The 16244-nt window shown below is 71.9% G+C and carries 12 protein-coding genes and 1 pseudogene; 8 read left to right on the top strand and 5 right to left on the bottom strand.

Annotated features, from left to right (window positions below):
* Window positions 1–81: 81 nt before the first annotated feature.
* The 5 genes from ACFY2B_RS00785 (at window position 82) to ACFY2B_RS00765 (ending at window position 7468) form a co-directional block, all read left to right on the top strand.
* Complete coding sequence (locus ACFY2B_RS00785) at window positions 82–1275, top strand: sensor histidine kinase (protein ID WP_390760998.1); 1194 nt, start codon at window positions 82–84, stop codon at window positions 1273–1275.
* A 447-nt stretch (window positions 1276–1722) separates the two neighbouring features.
* A complete protein-coding gene (locus ACFY2B_RS00780; protein WP_390761506.1) occupies window positions 1723–3072 on the top strand; it encodes a sensor histidine kinase in 1350 nt (449 codons plus the stop codon).
* A gap of 446 nt (window positions 3073–3518) precedes the next feature.
* Entirely contained in the window at window positions 3519–4178 is a 660-nt protein-coding gene (locus ACFY2B_RS00775) for a LuxR C-terminal-related transcriptional regulator (protein WP_390761505.1), read from the top strand.
* A gap of 289 nt (window positions 4179–4467) precedes the next feature.
* Window positions 4468–6396 carry a 2-oxoacid:acceptor oxidoreductase subunit alpha gene (locus tag ACFY2B_RS00770; protein WP_390760997.1) on the top strand — a complete coding sequence of 643 codons (1929 nt, stop codon included), beginning with the start codon at window positions 4468–4470 and terminating at the stop codon, window positions 6394–6396.
* On the top strand, window positions 6389–7468 hold the full coding sequence (locus ACFY2B_RS00765) for a 2-oxoacid:ferredoxin oxidoreductase subunit beta (RefSeq protein ID WP_390760996.1): 1080 nt from the start codon (window positions 6389–6391) through the stop codon (window positions 7466–7468). The genes ACFY2B_RS00770 and ACFY2B_RS00765 overlap by 8 nt, the downstream gene beginning before the upstream one ends.
* A 251-nt stretch (window positions 7469–7719) precedes the next feature.
* Here the strand turns inward: ACFY2B_RS00765 and ACFY2B_RS00760 are convergent, their stop codons facing one another.
* A complete protein-coding gene (locus tag ACFY2B_RS00760) occupies window positions 7720–8142 on the bottom strand; it encodes a winged helix-turn-helix transcriptional regulator (protein ID WP_390760995.1) in 423 nt (140 codons plus the stop codon).
* Window positions 8143–8266: 124 nt separating this feature from the next.
* On the opposite strand from ACFY2B_RS00760, the gene ACFY2B_RS00755 reads away from it, so the two are divergent.
* Window positions 8267–9121, top strand: coding sequence for an NAD(P)H-binding protein (locus ACFY2B_RS00755; protein WP_390760994.1), 855 nt, complete (start codon window positions 8267–8269; stop codon window positions 9119–9121).
* A 275-nt stretch (window positions 9122–9396) separates the two neighbouring features.
* Complete coding sequence (rarD, locus tag ACFY2B_RS00750) at window positions 9397–10380, top strand: EamA family transporter RarD (protein WP_390761504.1); 984 nt, start codon at window positions 9397–9399, stop codon at window positions 10378–10380.
* A gap of 80 nt (window positions 10381–10460) precedes the next feature.
* Here the strand turns inward: rarD and ACFY2B_RS00745 are convergent.
* Window positions 10461–11540, bottom strand: a pseudogene (locus tag ACFY2B_RS00745) (MFS transporter); the annotation flags it as partial.
* A gap of 212 nt (window positions 11541–11752) precedes the next feature.
* Between ACFY2B_RS00745 and ACFY2B_RS00740 the strand changes: the two are divergent.
* Window positions 11753–12187 carry a winged helix-turn-helix transcriptional regulator gene (locus ACFY2B_RS00740; RefSeq protein ID WP_376529885.1) on the top strand — a complete coding sequence of 145 codons (435 nt, stop codon included), beginning with the start codon at window positions 11753–11755 and terminating at the stop codon, window positions 12185–12187.
* A gap of 247 nt (window positions 12188–12434) precedes the next feature.
* On the opposite strand, the gene ACFY2B_RS00735 is transcribed toward ACFY2B_RS00740, so the two are convergent.
* From ACFY2B_RS00735 to ACFY2B_RS00725, 3 genes are all read right to left on the bottom strand, one after another.
* Window positions 12435–13886 carry a tetratricopeptide repeat protein gene (locus ACFY2B_RS00735; RefSeq protein ID WP_390760993.1) on the bottom strand — a complete coding sequence of 484 codons (1452 nt, stop codon included), beginning with the start codon at window positions 13884–13886 and terminating at the stop codon, window positions 12435–12437.
* Window positions 13887–14317: 431 nt separating this feature from the next.
* Complete coding sequence (locus tag ACFY2B_RS00730; protein WP_390760992.1) at window positions 14318–15250, bottom strand: ABC transporter permease subunit; 933 nt, start codon at window positions 15248–15250, stop codon at window positions 14318–14320.
* Window positions 15237–16223: an ABC transporter ATP-binding protein gene (locus ACFY2B_RS00725; protein WP_390760991.1), complete on the bottom strand. Its 987-nt coding sequence runs from the start codon at window positions 16221–16223 to the stop codon at window positions 15237–15239. Before ACFY2B_RS00725 ends, ACFY2B_RS00730 begins: the two co-directional genes overlap by 14 nt.
* Between the last annotated feature and the right edge of the window lie 21 nt (window positions 16224–16244).

Genomic DNA, 16244 nt, shown 5'->3' with positions numbered 1-16244 from the left:
GGAGGAGGTGGGGTTTTCCCCCCGGCCCCGCGGCGGCGGACCTCATGGCGTCGGAGCGCGGCGCACGGCACGCTTGCCCGTATGACCGCTCGCCTCTCCTCCGCCGAGACGGCCCCGGCCGACGGTGACGACCGTCCGCCGCCGGCCCGCTTCGCCTACACCGCGCAGACCTGGAAGGAGATCGCGCATCTCCTGGTGAACCTGCCGGTGGCGCTGCTCGGCTTCACCTACGCGACCGTGGCACTCGTCACCAGTGGTGGGCTGACCATCACCGTGATCGGTTTCCCGCTGCTCGCCGCCACCCTGCTCGGTGCGCGGGTGCTGGGGAAGCTGGAGCGGGGCCGTGCCCGGGCGCTGCTCGGGGTGCAGGTCGACGAGCCGAGCCGGTTGCCGCGCGGCGTCGGCGACGGGCTGCTGCAACGGATGTGGTCGGCGCTGAAGGACCCGGTGGGCTGGCGCACCCTGCTCTACGACGTGATCCGGCTGCCCTGGGGCATCCTGACCTTCGCCATCACGCTGCCGTCGCTGTTCGTGCTCTGGCCGGTGCTGCCGTTCATCGCGCGGGGCCTGACGAACGTGGACCGGGTGATGGTGCGCGGCCTGCTGTCGCCCTCCGACGAATTGGAGCGCCGTATCGCGGAACTGGAGTCCGACCGCGGGATCGTGGTGGACACCGCGGCGGCGGACCTGCGGCGGATCGAGCGTGACCTGCACGACGGGGCACAGGCCCGGCTGGTCAATCTGGCGATGGGGCTCGGCCTGGCGAAGGAGAAACTGCTGGAGGACCCCGATTCGGCGGCGGCGATGGTCGAGGAGGCGCACGGCGAGGTGAAACTCGCGTTGCAGGAGTTGCGCGACCTGGCCCGGGGCATCCATCCCGCGGTCCTGACCGACCGCGGTCTGGACGCCGCGCTGTCGTCGGTGGCCTCCCGCTGCACGGTGCCGGTGAAGGTGACCGCCGATCTGGAGTCACGGCCGGCCGCCGCGATCGAGGGCATCGCCTACTTCACGGTCTCGGAACTGTTGCAGAACATCAGCAAGCACAGTGGTGCGCGGACCGCGTCCGTCGAGGTCTGGCGGTCCGCGGACCGGCTGCTCATCCAGGTGTGGGACGACGGCCGGGGCGGGGCACGGCTGGACGCCGGCAGCGGGATGCGCGGGCTGGCGGAGCGGCTCGGCGCGGTGGACGGGCTGTTCGTCGTCGATTCCCCGGTCGGCGGCCCGACCACGATCACCGCCGAACTCCCCTGGCGGGACCGGGCGGAGACCCCTTGACCCTGGCACCACGACCCCTTGCCCGGCACCACTGCCCCTGGCCCCGCACCACGACGGCTGACCCGGCACCACAACCCCTGGCCCCGCACCACATCGGCCGATCCCACACCACAACCCCTGACCGCCACCACAACGGCCGGCCCCGCACCACAACCCCTGACCGCCACCACAACGGCCGGCCCCGCACCACAACCGCTGGCCCCGCCCCACGACGGTTGGCTCCGCCCCACGCCCCTGACCCGCCACCGCAATCCGCCCCACCGAGGGCGGCCGGCCGTCGGACTCAGTGACCGCGCCGGGATTCCCCGGCCGGGCTCGAAATCCCCCACCGGGGTGGGGAAAACCCCCCGTCCAAGACGCCGACGACCTCCATGGTCCGCGGACCTGCGGCGGAGGACGGTGGTGATACGGCAGAAGGCCGCTGACGAGGAGAACAGGACGACGCCGATGGCCACGCAGTACGGACAGGGGTACGGGCCGGGGTACGGGCACCGGTACGACTACGACGGCGAGCGCCGGCACCGGCTGCCGGCCGCCCTGCGCGCGCCGTTCGAGGCACGCAGCTGGCGCGAGTTCGGCTACGTGCTGCTGAGCCTGCCGATCAGCATCCTGATGTTCGTGTTCACGGTGACCATGCTGTCGCTCGGGGCGGGTCTGCTGGTGACGTTCCTCGGCGTGCCGGTCCTGGCGGCGGCGCTGGCGGGGTGCCGCGGTCTGGGCATGCTGGAGCGGGCGCGGGCCCGTGGCCTGCTCGGTCTTGAGGTGGCCGAGCCGGAACCGCTGCGGATGCGCAAGCCGGGCGTCATGGCCTGGGTCGGCGCGGTGCTGAAGAGCGGCGCGTCGTGGCGGCACGTGCTGTACGCGCTGCTGCACTTCCCGTGGGCGGTGTTCTCCTTCGTCGTCGGGGTGACCTTCTGGTCCATCGGCTGGTCGCTGCTGACGTATCCACTGTGGTTCTGGGTCTTCCCGATGTACGCCGGCCAGAGCGGTATCCAGCTGTACGGCGACGCCCACCACGGGATCTACCTCGACAACCCCTTCGAGATCACCGTCACGGCGCTGGTCGGGCTGCTGTTCACGCTGGCCACGCCGTGGATCGTGCGGGCACTGACGATGGTGGACCGGCTGCTGGTGTACGGGCTGCTCGGGCCGTCGCGGCTGTCGGCGCGGGTGGTGGAGCTGGAGTCGGACCGGGGCGTGGTGGTCGACACGGCGGCGGCGGACCTGCGACGGATCGAGCGGGACCTGCACGACGGGGCGCAGGCCCGGCTGGTGTCGCTGGCCATGGATCTGGGGCTGGCCAAGGAAAAGCTGGCCGAGGACCCGCACTCGGCGGCGCGGATGGTGGCGGAGGCGCACGGCGAGGTGAAGACGGCGCTCCAGGAGCTGCGCGACCTGGCCCGCGGCATCCATCCCGCCGTCCTGACCGACCGCGGCCTGGACGCCGCGCTCTCCGCGGTGGCCTCCCGCTGCACCGTGCCGGTGCGGGTCGAGGTCGACCTGACGCACCGCCCCGCCCCCGCGATCGAGGGCATCGCCTACTTCACGGTCTCGGAGCTGTTGCAGAACATCAGCAAGCACTCGCGGGCGACCTCGGCGTCGGTGGACGTGTGGCGGACGGACGACCGGCTGATGCTCCAGGTGGTGGACGACGGGGTGGGCGGCGCCGGGGTGACCGGGGGTTCGGGTCTGGCCGGGCTGGCGGAGCGCCTGGACGCGGTGGACGGAATCCTGGTGGTGGACTCGCCGCCCGGCGGACCGACCCGGGTGACGGCGGAACTGCCCTGGCGAGGCTGACCCCGGCCGGCCGCCGGACCCGCCCCTCGGCCGCCGGACCCGCCCCTCGGCCGCCGGACCCGTCCCTCGGCCGCGGGCGGCCCCTGTCCACCTACGGGGGCCGGGCGGATCGGCCCACCCGGCCGGAACCCGCCCGCTCACCGCAAGACCGCCAGACCGCCCCCTGTCGACTCCCGGAGCACCCCCTGCCGGCCTCCGGGACCGCCCCCAGCCGCCCCCTACATCCGCAGCCCGCGCCGACCCGGCGGCCGATCCGCGTGTTGAATGAGGAACCGCGGGCAACCCGGTCCGCCAGGCCGCGGTCTCCCCTCCCGGGGCCTGCCTTCGAAGACTCGTCCCGGGGTCCGGGCGCGATGCGCCGGGAATGCTGGGATGCTGGATTTCCGTACGGACAAAGACCGTCGGAAGTTCAGGCTGTGGGGGGCCGGAAGATCGTGGAGGACAGAGTGCGGGTCGTCATAGCCGAGGATTCAGTGCTGCTCAGGGAGGGCCTGACCCGGTTGCTGACCGACCGCGGGCACGACGTGGTGGGCGGTGTCGGGGACGCGGAGGCACTGCTCAAGACCATCGCCGACCTGAACGCGCAGGGCGCGCTGCCGGACGTGGTCGTCGCCGACGTACGGATGCCGCCGACCCACACGGACGAGGGGGTGCGGGCCGCCGTACGGCTGCGCAAGGCGCATCCGGACCTCGGGGTGCTGGTGCTGTCGCAGTACGTGGAGGAGCGCTACGCCACCGAACTGCTGGCCGGATCCAGCCGCGGCGTCGGCTACCTGCTCAAGGACCGGGTCGCCGAGGTGCGGGAGTTCGTCGACGCGGTGGTGCGGGTGGCTCAGGGCGGTACGGCCCTGGACCCGGAGGTCGTCGCCCAGTTGCTCGGACGCAGCCGCAAGCAGGACGTGCTCGCGGGGCTGACCCCGCGGGAGCGTGAGGTCCTGGGGCTGATGGCGGAGGGGCGGACCAACTCGGCGATCGCCAAGCAGCTGGTGGTCAGCGACGGGGCCGTGGAGAAGCACGTCAGCAACATCTTCCTGAAGCTGGGCCTGTCGCAGAGCGAGGGGGACCACCGGCGCGTGCTGGCCGTTCTGACCTATCTGAACTCCTGACGGTCCGGTCGTGGGACCGCGACGGCGGGCGTGGCAATGGTCACGCCCGCCCGGCACGCGGGATGGCGGTGCCCGAGAACGGGAAATGAGAACCGAGGAACGAGCGGGGAGCCACGCAGCGGAGCCCGGGGGGCGAAATGGTGAGAAGTCAGGGTGACGGGCCGTTCCGGAATGCCGGCCATCATGCGAATGGCCGCGGGAAGGCGACCCTAAGCGACGTAGGGTTGATCCTGGGAAGGTCCGGGGGACGACCATGCCCGGACAGCCGCCTCGAAGGAGGTCCACTTCAGTGACCAGCCAGGTCAGCAGCCCAGCGGAGCAGTCCGACGGAACCGTCGTAGGAGAGCAGCGCAAACCGGGCGGTACCAAGGACGTCCGGCGTCTCGACCGGGTGGTCATCCGGTTCGCGGGGGACTCGGGTGACGGTATGCAGCTCACAGGAGACCGTTTCACGTCGGAGACGGCGTCGTTCGGCAACGACCTGTCGACGCTGCCGAACTTCCCGGCGGAGATCCGCGCCCCCGCAGGAACCCTGCCCGGTGTCTCGTCCTTCCAGCTCCACTTCGCCGACCACGACATCCTCACACCGGGCGACGCGCCGAACGTCCTGGTGGCGATGAACCCGGCGGCGCTGAAGGCCAACATCGCCGACCTGCCGCGCGGCGCGGAGATCATCGTCAACACGGACGAGTTCACCAAACGGGCGATGCAGAAGGTCGGCTACGCGACCAGCCCGCTGGAGGACGGCTCGCTGGACGGCTACGGGCTGCATCCGGTGCCGCTGACCACGCTGACGGTGGAGGCGCTCAAGGACTTCGACCTCAGCCGCAAGGAGGCCGAGCGCAGCAAGAACATGTTCGCGCTGGGCCTGCTGTCGTGGATGTACCACCGGCCGACCGAGGGCACGGAGAGATTCCTGCGGACCAAGTTCGCGAAGAAGCCGGAGATCGCCGAGGCGAACCTGACCGCTTTCCGCGCGGGCTGGAACTTCGGCGAGACCACCGAGGACTTCGCGGTCTCCTACGAGGTAGCCCCGGCGGCGAAAGCCTTCCCGGTCGGCACCTACCGCAACATCTCCGGGAACCTGGCCCTGGCCTACGGCCTGATCAGCGCCTCCCGCCAGGCGGAGCTGCCGCTGTTCCTCGGCTCGTACCCGATCACGCCGGCCTCGGACATCCTGCACGAGCTGTCCAAGCACAAGAACTTCGGCGTACGGACCTTCCAGGCCGAGGACGAGATCGCCGGCATCGGCGCCGCGCTGGGCGCGGCCTTCGGCGGTTCGCTTGCGGTGACCACGACGTCCGGTCCGGGTGTGGCGCTGAAGTCGGAGACGATCGGTCTCGCGGTGTCGCTGGAGCTGCCGCTGCTGGTGATCGACATCCAGCGCGGCGGGCCCTCGACGGGGCTGCCGACCAAGACCGAGCAGGCCGACCTGCTACAGGCGATGTTCGGCCGCAACGGCGAGGCCCCGGTGCCGATCGTCGCGCCGTACACGCCGGCGGACTGCTTCGACGCGGCGCTGGAGGCGGCCCGGATCGCGCTGACGTACCGGACGCCGGTGCTGCTGCTGTCCGACGGCTATCTGGCCAACGGCTCCGAACCGTGGCGGATCCCCGGCATCGACGAGCTGCCGGATCTGCGGGTGCGGTTCGCGCAGGGCCCCAACCACACCCTGGACGACGGCACCGAGGTGTTCTGGCCCTACAAGCGCGACCCCGAGACCCTGGCCCGTCCGTGGGCCGTCCCGGGCACGCCGGGCCTTGAGCACCGCATCGGCGGCATCGAGAAGCAGGACGGGACGGGGAACATCTCCTACGACCCGGCCAACCACGACTTCATGGTCCGCACCCGGCAGGCGAAGATCGACGGCATCGAGGTGCCCGACATCGAGGTCGACGATCCGGACGGAGCCCGCCTCCTCGTCCTCGGCTGGGGTTCCACCTACGGTCCCATCACCGCGGCGGTACGCCGGCTGCGGCTGAAGGGGCTGCCGGTCGCACAGGCCCACCTGCGCCATCTCAACCCGTTCCCGGGGAATCTCGGGGAGGTGCTGCGGCGTTACGACAAGGTGGTGGTCCCGGAGATGAACCTGGGGCAGCTGGCCCTGTTGATCCGGGCGAAGTACCTGGTCGACGCCCGCTCCTACAACCAGGTCAGCGGAATGCCGTTCAAGGCGGAACAGCTCGCCGCGGCGCTGAAGGAGGCCATCGATGGCTGAGACGTCCACCAGCGGCACCGGCACGATCGAGGCGCTCTCGCTCGTACCGAAGGCCGGGGCCCGGCAGTCGATGAAGGACTTCAAGTCGGACCAGGAAGTGCGCTGGTGCCCGGGGTGCGGTGACTACGCGATCCTGGCGGCCGTGCAGGGCTTCATGCCGGAGCTGGGCCTGGCCCGGGAGAACGTCGTGTTCGTGTCGGGCATCGGGTGCTCCTCCCGTTTCCCGTACTACATGAACACCTACGGCATGCACTCCATCCACGGCCGGGCCCCCGCCATCGCGACCGGTCTGGCCGCCTCCCGCCGTGACCTGTCGGTCTGGGTCGTGACGGGTGACGGCGACGCGCTGTCCATCGGCGGCAACCACCTCATCCACGCCCTGCGCCGCAACGTCAACTTGAAGATCCTCCTCTTCAACAACCGGATCTACGGTCTGACCAAGGGCCAGTACTCGCCGACGTCCGAGGTCGGCAAGATCACCAAGTCGACGCCGATGGGCTCGCTGGACGCGCCGTTCAACCCGGTGTCGCTGGCGCTCGGCGCGGAGGCGTCGTTCGTGGCGCGCACCATCGACTCCGACCGCAAGCACCTCACCGGGGTCCTGCGGGAGGCGGCCGCCCATCCGGGCACGGCGCTGGTGGAGATCTACCAGAACTGCAACATCTTCAACGACGGCGCCTTCGACGACCTCAAGGACCAGCGCAGCGCCGAGGAGGCGGTGATCCGCCTCGAACACGGGCAGCCGGTCCGGTTCGGCCCGGACGGCGGCCGGGGCGTGGTGCGCGATCCGCTCACCGGCGACCTGGAGATCGTCACGGTGACGCCCGACAACGAGGACCGCGTCCTGGTCCACGACGCCCACGCGGCCTCACCGGCCACGGCCTTCGCCCTCTCCCGGCTGGCCGACCCGGACACCCTGCACCACACCCCCATCGGGGTGCTGCGCAACGTGGAGCGCCCGGTGTACGACACGCAGATGGCCGGGCAGCTCGACGCCGCCGTGGGGCAGAAGGGCAAGGGTGACCTCGCCGCCCTGCTCACCGGCAACGACACCTGGACCGTCATCGGCTGACGTACGCCGACGCCTGCACCGGCCGACGCCGCGCACGGACGAGGGCCCGGACGCACACGTGTCCGGGCCCTCGTCCGTTCCTGTGCCCGTACCGGGGCCGGGCGAGTCGGCCGACCGGGCCGCGCGTGTCACGCGTGTCGCGCGCACGGACCGCGTGTGACGGGCGAACGGACCGCCCGCGTCACGCGCGCCGGCCCGCCCGGCTCAGGCGCCCGGACCGCGCGTGTCGCACACCCGCGGCCGGGCTCGGCTCACACCGCCGAATCCTCCCCGACCACGTCCAGAGCCCGCTTGGCCGCGTCGTACGCCCCCCGGGCCGTCCGCACCTTCTCCATCCGTTCCTCGGTCCACAGCGCCAGGGCCCGGACCTGTTCCGCCGCCTCACGGCCCAGCGGGGTGAGGGAGTAGTCGACCCGGGGCGGGATCACCGGCTTGGCGTCGCGGTGGACGATTCCGTCGCGTTCCAGGGTCTGCAGGGTCTGCGCGAGCATCTTCTCGCTGACGGTGCGGCCGTACCGGCCGACCGCGCGGCGCAGCTCGCTGAAGCGGTGGGGGTGGTCCAGCAGCTCGATGAGGATCAGGACGCCCCAGCGGCTGGTGACGTGTTCGAGGACGAGGCGGTAGGGGCACAACGCCTCGTCGCCGGCACGGGCTGCGGTCTCCGTCGCACTCACTGTTTGTCCTGGCCGGGTAGTCCTTACTGGCACATCTGTACCTTACTTCAAAGTGGGTACTTTCCTGAAGTTAGCGCTCCTCCTAGGGTTTGTGGCACACCCACCCCACCAGGAGTTCTGAATCATGAGCATCGTCGTCACCGGAGCCACCGGACACCTCGGCCGCCTTGTCGTGCACCAGTTGCTGGAGAAGGTCCCGGCCGAGCAGGTCACCGCTGTCGTGCGCGACGAGGCGAAGGCCGCCGACTTCGCGGCGCGGGGCGTCAAGCTCGCCGTGGCCGACTACAACAGGCCGGAGACCTTCGACGGCCTCTTCGCCGCGGGCGACAAGGTGCTGCTGATATCCGGCAACGAGTTCGACAAGGGCCGGGTCGGACAGCACACCGTCGTCATCGACGCCGCCAAGGCGGCCGGTGTCGCGCTGCTCGCCTACACCAGCGCCCCCGGCAGCCTGACCGCCGCGCTCGCCGACGACCACCGGGCCACCGAGCAGGTGCTGCTCGCCTCCGGTCTGCCCTACACGCTGCTGCGCAACGGCTGGTACCACGAGGTCTACACCGAGAACCTCGCGCCGGTGCTGGCGCACGACGCCGTCGTCGCGGCGGCCGGTGCGGGCCGGCTGTCCTCGGCCTCGCGCGCCGACTACGCGGCCGCCGCCGTCGCCGTGCTCACCGGCGAGGGCCACGAGAACCAGACGTACGAGCTGGGCGGCGACGAGGCGTGGAGCTTCGCGGAGTACGCGGCCGAGCTGAGCAGGCAGACCGGCCGGGAGATCGCCTACAACTCGGTGCCGGGCGAGACCAAGCTGGGCATCCTGAAGGACGCCGGCATCCCCGAGCCGTTGGCCTCGATCCTGGTCGGCGTGGACGCCTCGATCGCCGAGGGCGAGCTGGTCATCTCCACCGGCGACCTGTCCCGCCTGGCCGGCCGGCCGACCACCCCGCTGGCGGAGGCCGTAGCCGCCGGCCTCAAGGGCTGACCCCCTCCACCGGGAAGATCCGGGTCTCCCCCGGTCACCCCCACGACCCGTCACCGCCCTCACCCGCCGTCCACCCGCACCCCCCTCACCGTCACACGCCCCCGCCTGTCATGACCGTATAGCGATACGGCCATGACAGGCGGGGGCCCTCGGCGCTACCTTCGTGCAGCGAACACGCGCGCGAGGAAAGCCGCGGCGGACGAGAAGGAGGGCCGGTGGCCGACAAGAAGGGCGAGCAGCGGACAGGTCTGCTGAACGGCTTCGCCGCGTACGGGATGTGGGGGCTCGTCCCGCTGTTCTGGCCGCTGCTGAAGCCCGCCGGGGCGATGGAGATCCTCGCCCACCGGATGCTGTGGTCCCTGGTCGTCGTCGCCGTGGCCCTGCTCGTCGTACGGCGCTGGGCCTGGGCGGGGCAGCTGCTGCGCCAGCCGCGGCGGCTCGCGCTGATCACCGTCGCGGCCGCGGTGATCACGGTCAACTGGGGCGTGTACATCTGGGCCGTGAACGCCGGGCACGTGGTCGAGGCGTCCCTCGGGTACTTCATCAATCCCCTGGTCACCATCGCGATGGGCGTGCTGATCCTGAAGGAACGGCTGCGGCCCGCGCAGTGGACGGCGGTCGGGGTCGGCTTCGCCGCGGTGGTCGTGCTGGCCGTCGGCTACGGCCGCCCGCCGTGGATCTCCCTGAGCCTCGCCTTCTCCTTCGCCACCTACGGGCTGGTGAAGAAGAAGGTCAACCTCGGCGGCGTCGAATCGCTCGCCGCCGAGACCGCCGTCCAGTTCCTGCCCGCGCTCGGCTATGTGCTGTGGCTGACCGCGCACGGCGAGGCCACCTTCACCACCGACGGCGCCGGGCACGCGGCCCTGCTCGCGGCCACCGGCGTGGTCACCGCACTCCCCTTGGTCTGCTTCGGCGCGGCGGCCATACGCGTGCCGCTGTCCACCCTCGGGCTGTTGCAGTACCTGGCGCCCGTCTTCCAGTTCGTGCTGGGCATCCTCTACTTCCACGAGGAAATGCCACCCGAGCGCTGGGCCGGGTTCGCGCTGGTCTGGCTGGCGCTGTCGCTGCTGACCTGGGACGCCCTGCGCACCGCCCGCCGCGCCGCCCGTACGCTCGCCAGCGAGAGCAGTGCGCCCAGCAGGACCATGGCGAAGGGCACGGTCAGGGCGGTGCGGAACGCCGAGAGCGTCGCCTCCGGATCCGCCTCGGGACCGGAACCCGACCCGGAACCCGATGCGGAGCCTGCCGCCAGACCGTAGACCGCGGTCACCGCCGAGATCCCGATCGCCGAGCCGAACTGGGTCGAGGTGGTCAGCAGACCGCCCGCGAGGCCCTGCTCCGCCTCGGCCACCCCGTCCGTCGCCGCGATCGTCAGCGGCCCGTAGGCGAGCGCGAAGGCCGTGCCGGCGATGATCAGCGTGGGGAACATCGCCGGATACGGCCAGTCCAGGCCGACCGGCAGGAACAGCCCGTAGGCCAGTACGGCCAGCACGAAGCCGCCGACGATCACGCGGGCGTTGCCGAAGCGGGCGACCAGTTTCGGGGTGAGGGTCGGGGCGAGGACCGCGTCGCAGCCCATGACGACGAGCGCGAGCGCCGTCTGCAAGGACGACCAGCCGCGCAGTTCCTGGAGGTAGAGGGTCACCACGAACTGGAATCCGAAGAAGGCGCCGACGAACAGCAGCGCCCCGAGGTCGGCGCGCACGAGCGAGCCGGTGCGCAGGATGCCGAGCCGCACCAGCGGGTGCGGCGAGCGGCGTTCGATCGCCACGAAGGCGGCGGCCACCAGCACCGCCGCGAGGGCCGTCAGCGCGGTCAGCGACCAGCCCGAGGCGCCGTGTTCCAGGCGTACGACGGTATAGGCGGCGAGCAGCATCGCGGCGGCGGCGGTGACCGCGCCGGGCAGGTCGAAGCCGCGCAGCCGGAGCGGCGGGGCGGCCTGCGCCGGGATCAGCCGCACGGCCGCCAGGAACAGCGCGCCGGCCAGCAGCACCGGAGCGAAGAACACCCAGCGCCAGCCGAGCTGGGTGAGCAGACCGCCGGTGACCAGGCCGAGCGAGAAGCCACCCGCGGCCGTACCGGCGAACACCAGCAGGGCCTTGTCGCGCCGCGGGCCCTCCTCGTACGAGGTGGTGATGAGGGACAGCGCGGCCGGTGTCATGAACGCCGCCGCGACACCGGTGACGAAGCGCGCCAGGACCAGTGTCCAGCCTTCGGTCGCGAACCCGCCGAGACCGGAGAACACGAGGAACACGATCAGCCACACCAGGAACATCCGGCGGCGGCCCAGCAGGTCGGCCGCGCGACCGCCGAGGAGCGTGAAACCGGCGTACCCGAGGACATAGGCGCTCATCACCCAGGCCGCGGTGTCGGTGGCGAGGCCGAGATCGGCGCGGATGGCGGGGATCGCCACGGCCATCATGGCGATGTCGATGCCCTCCAGGAAGATCGTTCCGCACAGCACGAGCAGCAGGGCCCAGGCACGGGTGCCCATGAGAACTCCTAGGACAGAGGCGAGGAGAAGGAAGGGAAGAGGAGGACGGGAAAGGGAGAGAGAGGGGTGTCGGTTCAGAGGCCGGGGGCCGGTTCCCTCTTGTAACCGAGGTCCAGCCTGGGGCAGCATCAAGAGGTATGGAAGAAGGCACTTCGAAGTCACCGAGTCACTGCGAGAGCACCGTGGACTACGGCGACGCCGATCCCTTTCAGTGGGACACCCGGGAGGACTGCCAGGTACGGCAGATCCTCGACCGGGTCGCCGACAAGTGGTCGCTCCTCGTCATCGCGCTGCTGGACAACCGGCGGCTGCGCTTCACCGCGCTGCGGCGGGAGATCGACGGGATCAGCCAGCGCATGCTGACCGTGACGCTGCGCCAGCTGGAGCGCGACGGACTCGTGAAGCGCACCGTCCATCCCGTGGTGCCGCCGCGGGTCGAGTACGAGCTGACCCCGCTCGGCGGAACCTTGCACGCCACCATCCGGTCCCTGGTGACCTGGACCGAGGACCACCAGGAGGAGATCGCGGCGGCCCGCTCCGCCTACGACGCACGGGACCAGCAGCCCGCCTAGAGGCAGGGTCCTTCGCCGGACCGGCACGGGCTCGGGCCGACCGGGATTGTCAGTGGCGACGGCTATACATGGCCGACATGCCGCAGACACCCGCACCGGGCCGCACCGCGGCAAGGTCCCGTTCTCGGTTCCGGAGCGGTTGTGCGCGGCGCAGGCCGCCTCAATTCGCCCATGAAGGCGGTGCGCCGGCCAGTCCCAGCGGGCCATTCGGCTGGGGTTTTCAGGCCACTGAGGTCCGGCCGGGGTATCAGTCGGCCGCTCGCGCCGCCCGCTCGGTCAGGCGGACCATACGGGCTCGGGCGGACTCCAGTTCCTCGATCTCGTCGGCCGCCGGGCCCTCCTCGACGACGAGCTCCGTCCACAGCGCGATCAGGTCCCGGCCGAGGCGTAGGGCCTGCTCGGGGGCGCGTACGGCACGCCAGGCCGTCGCCGCGCTGTGCACGTTCCCGTACGCCGCCTCGGGGTCGTGGGCGCGGTGGTGGAGCCGGGCCAGGTCGAAGGACAGTCGGAAGGCGTGCAGCGGGTCACCGGACAAGTAGGCGATGTAGGCGGTCAGTTCGCGCAGCCGGAGCACTTCGGGGTGGTCGGGCCCGAGGTCGGCGGAGGCCGTCTCGACCGTGTGCTGCGCCAGTTCGGCCGCCTGGTCGATCCGCCCCGCCCTGACGGCCTCGTTGATCCGGGCGGTCGGCTCCCCGAGCAGTTCGCCGGCGTTCCCGTCCCCGTCGGCGAGAACCGCCTCGGCCACGGCGTCGAACCCGCGCGCCGGGGTGGGCCTGGGGTCGTAGTCGGCCCCGACGGGGAGGTGGGTGACGGGGGGCAGGGGATTCCTGGGCGGCCGGGGAACGGAGGGCGGGGCGCCGACGGCCTTCACCTCGGCGGGGGCACCCGGCACGGCGGTCCCGGCGGATTCACCGGCGAGACCCGGGCCCGGCTCGGCGAACCGGGGCGGGGCGGTGGGCCGGGGCGGCACGGTCAGCTTGCGCGGCTCGGCGGGCCGGAGCGGACCGGCGGACCGGGACGGCTTGACGGAGCCGGGGGGATTCACGGAAGCGGGGGGATTCACGGAAGCAGGCGGGTTTACGGAGGCGGGTGGGATTGCGGAGGCGGGTGGATTCAGGGAGCCGGGCCGGCTTACGGAGCCGGGAGGATTGGCGGACCCGGGGGCATCGGTGAACCCGCCGGGATCGGCGGAGCCGGGGTTCCTGGTCGAGCCGGGGGGACTGGCGAGCCCGGGCCGGCCGGCGGGCATGACGGGGGGCGGTCCGAAGACGCCGGTCGGTGGCTGGACGGTGCCGGGGACGACGTCCGGCACCGGACGCAGGGCGGACGCGGGCGCACGCTCTCCCGGCGGCGCCGACTCGGAGACGGGCCGCAGCGGGGACGTCGGAGGGACGTCCCCGCGGGCCAGCTTGGCCGGATCCCCCGTGAAGCTGCTGGCGCCGTCGGTGTCCACCTGGAGGGGGACGACGTAGCCGACCCGGGCGTCGTGAATGGCCGCCTGTACGGGGTGGCCGACCGCGAGGGCGAGCCGGTGCAGGTGGTCCAGGACGGCGTGCTGGATCTCCCGGCCGGGAGGCGCGACGAGGGGCACGCCGTCGACCGTCGCCTCGCCCGCGTCCGAGACACGGATGTCCACCGGTACCACCGGACCAGTGCCGCGCCGTGCTTCCCGCTTGTGCTCGCGGCTGGGTCGAGACATCGGTCCCCTCACTCCCCCGGCGTAACGATCCGGGTTGTACTCATGCGTAATATCGAGTGTCGCTGCTCGGCCCCGCCCCCGCGTCACTGCGACGTCACAGCCTCGCACCAGGAACTCCCGGCCGCCGGCCCCGCAGGGTGCACGCGCCGCACGGACCTGATGTCAGCACCTTCGGCGCGCTCGACGACGGGCAGCGGTCCTCTCGACGGCGCCACCGAACATCCCGCCCGCGCCCGCCCGGCCGTGCTCAAGGACACGGACGGGCTCACCCGCTTCCGTGCGAGCGGAACACCCTGCCGACCGTACGAGACGGACTCCGTGCCGAGCGTACGAGAGGGACACCCTGCCAGCCATGCGAGGCGGGCCCCATGGCGACCATACGAGACGGACGCCCCGTCGGCCGCCACCGCCCGGTCCGCGGCGGTGACTCGCTACGCGGTGATGTCCTTCGCCGTGAACCGGGCCCAGGCCGCCGAGCCGAACACCACGGCGTACAGCGCCTGCAACCCCAGGTTCTTGACCAGGTCGTCCCAGTAGACCGGCTCCCGCATCAGATCGGCGAAGGACAGCCAGTAGTGGGAGAAGAAGTACGGCTGGAGCGCGTGCAGTTGCGGTATCTGATCGAGGATCTGCACGGTGATCACCAGCCCCACCGTGGTCGCCATGGCCGCGATCCCGCTGTTGGTCAGGGTGGAGACGAACAGGCCGAGGGCGGCGACACCGACCAGTGACGCGGCCACCACGAGGGCGATCAGCAGCGCACGCGCCAGGCCCTCGGCGAAGCTGATCTGCGTGCCGGAGATGGTCGTCAGGTCGCCCAGCGGGAACAGCAGTGCCCCGACGACCAGCGCCGAGACGGCCACCACCAGCGTGGCCACCAGGCAGAACGCGATCGTCGTCGCGTACTTGGTGAGCAGCAGGCGGGTGCGGCCCGCGGGGGCGACCAGGAGGTAGCGCAGCGTGCCCGCGTTGGCCTCGCCCGCGATGGCGTCTCCCGCGACGACCCCGATCGCCATCGGCAGGAAGAACGGCAGCGTGGCCGCCAGCGCGGTGAACACCAGGAACAGGCCGTTGTTGGTGATCTGCGTGATGAACGCCGGCCCCTCGCCGCCGCCCTGGCCGACCGACGAGCCGCCCCGCGTCTCGATCCGGACCGCGATTCCGACCAGGATCGGCACCGCCGCCAGCACGGCCAGCAGCGCGAGCGTGCGCCAGCGCCGGAAGGTGGTGATCAGTTCGCTGCGGAGCAGGCCGAAGGTCCACAGCGGGTTCGGGGCGCGCCCGGCACCGGGCCCGCCCGCCGGCACCGCCGCCGTGGCCCCGCTCACCCCGGCGTCGGCCCGTGACGCGTCAGCCTGCGACATCGAAGCCCTCTCCGGTCAGTGCCACGAAGGCGTCCTCCAGCGACGCCCGCTCGACCCCGAAGCCGCGGACCCGGACACCGGCCGCCACCAGCGCGGAGTTCAGGTCGGCGAGTTCACCCTCCGGTGGCTCGGCGGTCAGCCGGTCCTCGGTGACGACGACGTCACCCACGCCCCGCTCCTTCAGCACCCGGGCGGCGTCACCGGTGTCCGGCGTGGTCACGACCAGCCTGCCGCGCGCCCCCGCCGCCAGGTCGGCCACCGCGCCCTGGGTGATGAGCCGGCCCTGCGCCATCACCGCCGCGTGTGTGCACACCTGCTCGATCTCGTCGAGGAGGTGGGAGGAGAGGAAGACGGTCGTGCCGTCGGAGGCCAACTCCCTGACCAGCGAGCGGATCTCGCGCATGCCCTGCGGGTCGAGTCCGTTGGTCGGCTCGTCCAGGACGAGCAGCCTGCGCGGCTGAAGCAGCGCCGCGGCGAGCCCGAGGCGCTGTTTCATGCCCAGCGAGTACGCTCTCGCCTTCTTGCCGGCGGCGGCTGCCAGGCCGACCCGGTCCAGGGCGGCGGCGACGCGGGCGCTCCGGGTGCGCGGGTCGGCGGTCGGGTCGGCGGCGTCGTACCGTACGAGGTTGTCCCGGCCGGTGAGGAAGCCGTACAGGGCGGGGCCCTCGATGAGCGCGCCCACGTGCGGCAGCACGGCGCGCGCCGAGCCGGGCATGGGCCGCCCGAGCACCCGCGCCGTGCCGGAGGTGGGCTCGATGAGGCCCATCAGCATGCGGATGGTGGTGGTCTTGCCCGAGCCGTTCGGACCGAGGAAGCCGAAGACGCTGCCCGCCGGGACGGTCAGGTCGAGACCGTCGACGGCGAGCTGTCCGCCGCGGTAGCGCTTGGTCAGGCCGCGGGTGTCGATGACGCTCGGGCCCGCGTCTCCCGGCTCCCGCGCCGTCCTGCGCCCGGTGGCGGACGCTTCGTCCATCGGCTCCCTCGATTCGTCGTG

Source organism: Streptomyces sp. NPDC001270 (genome assembly GCF_042896695.1).
Taxonomy (GTDB): Bacteria; Actinomycetota; Actinomycetes; order Streptomycetales; family Streptomycetaceae; genus Streptomyces.
Note: the sequence above shows the minus strand (reverse complement) of the source record. Positions and strands in the feature narration are given on the sequence as shown.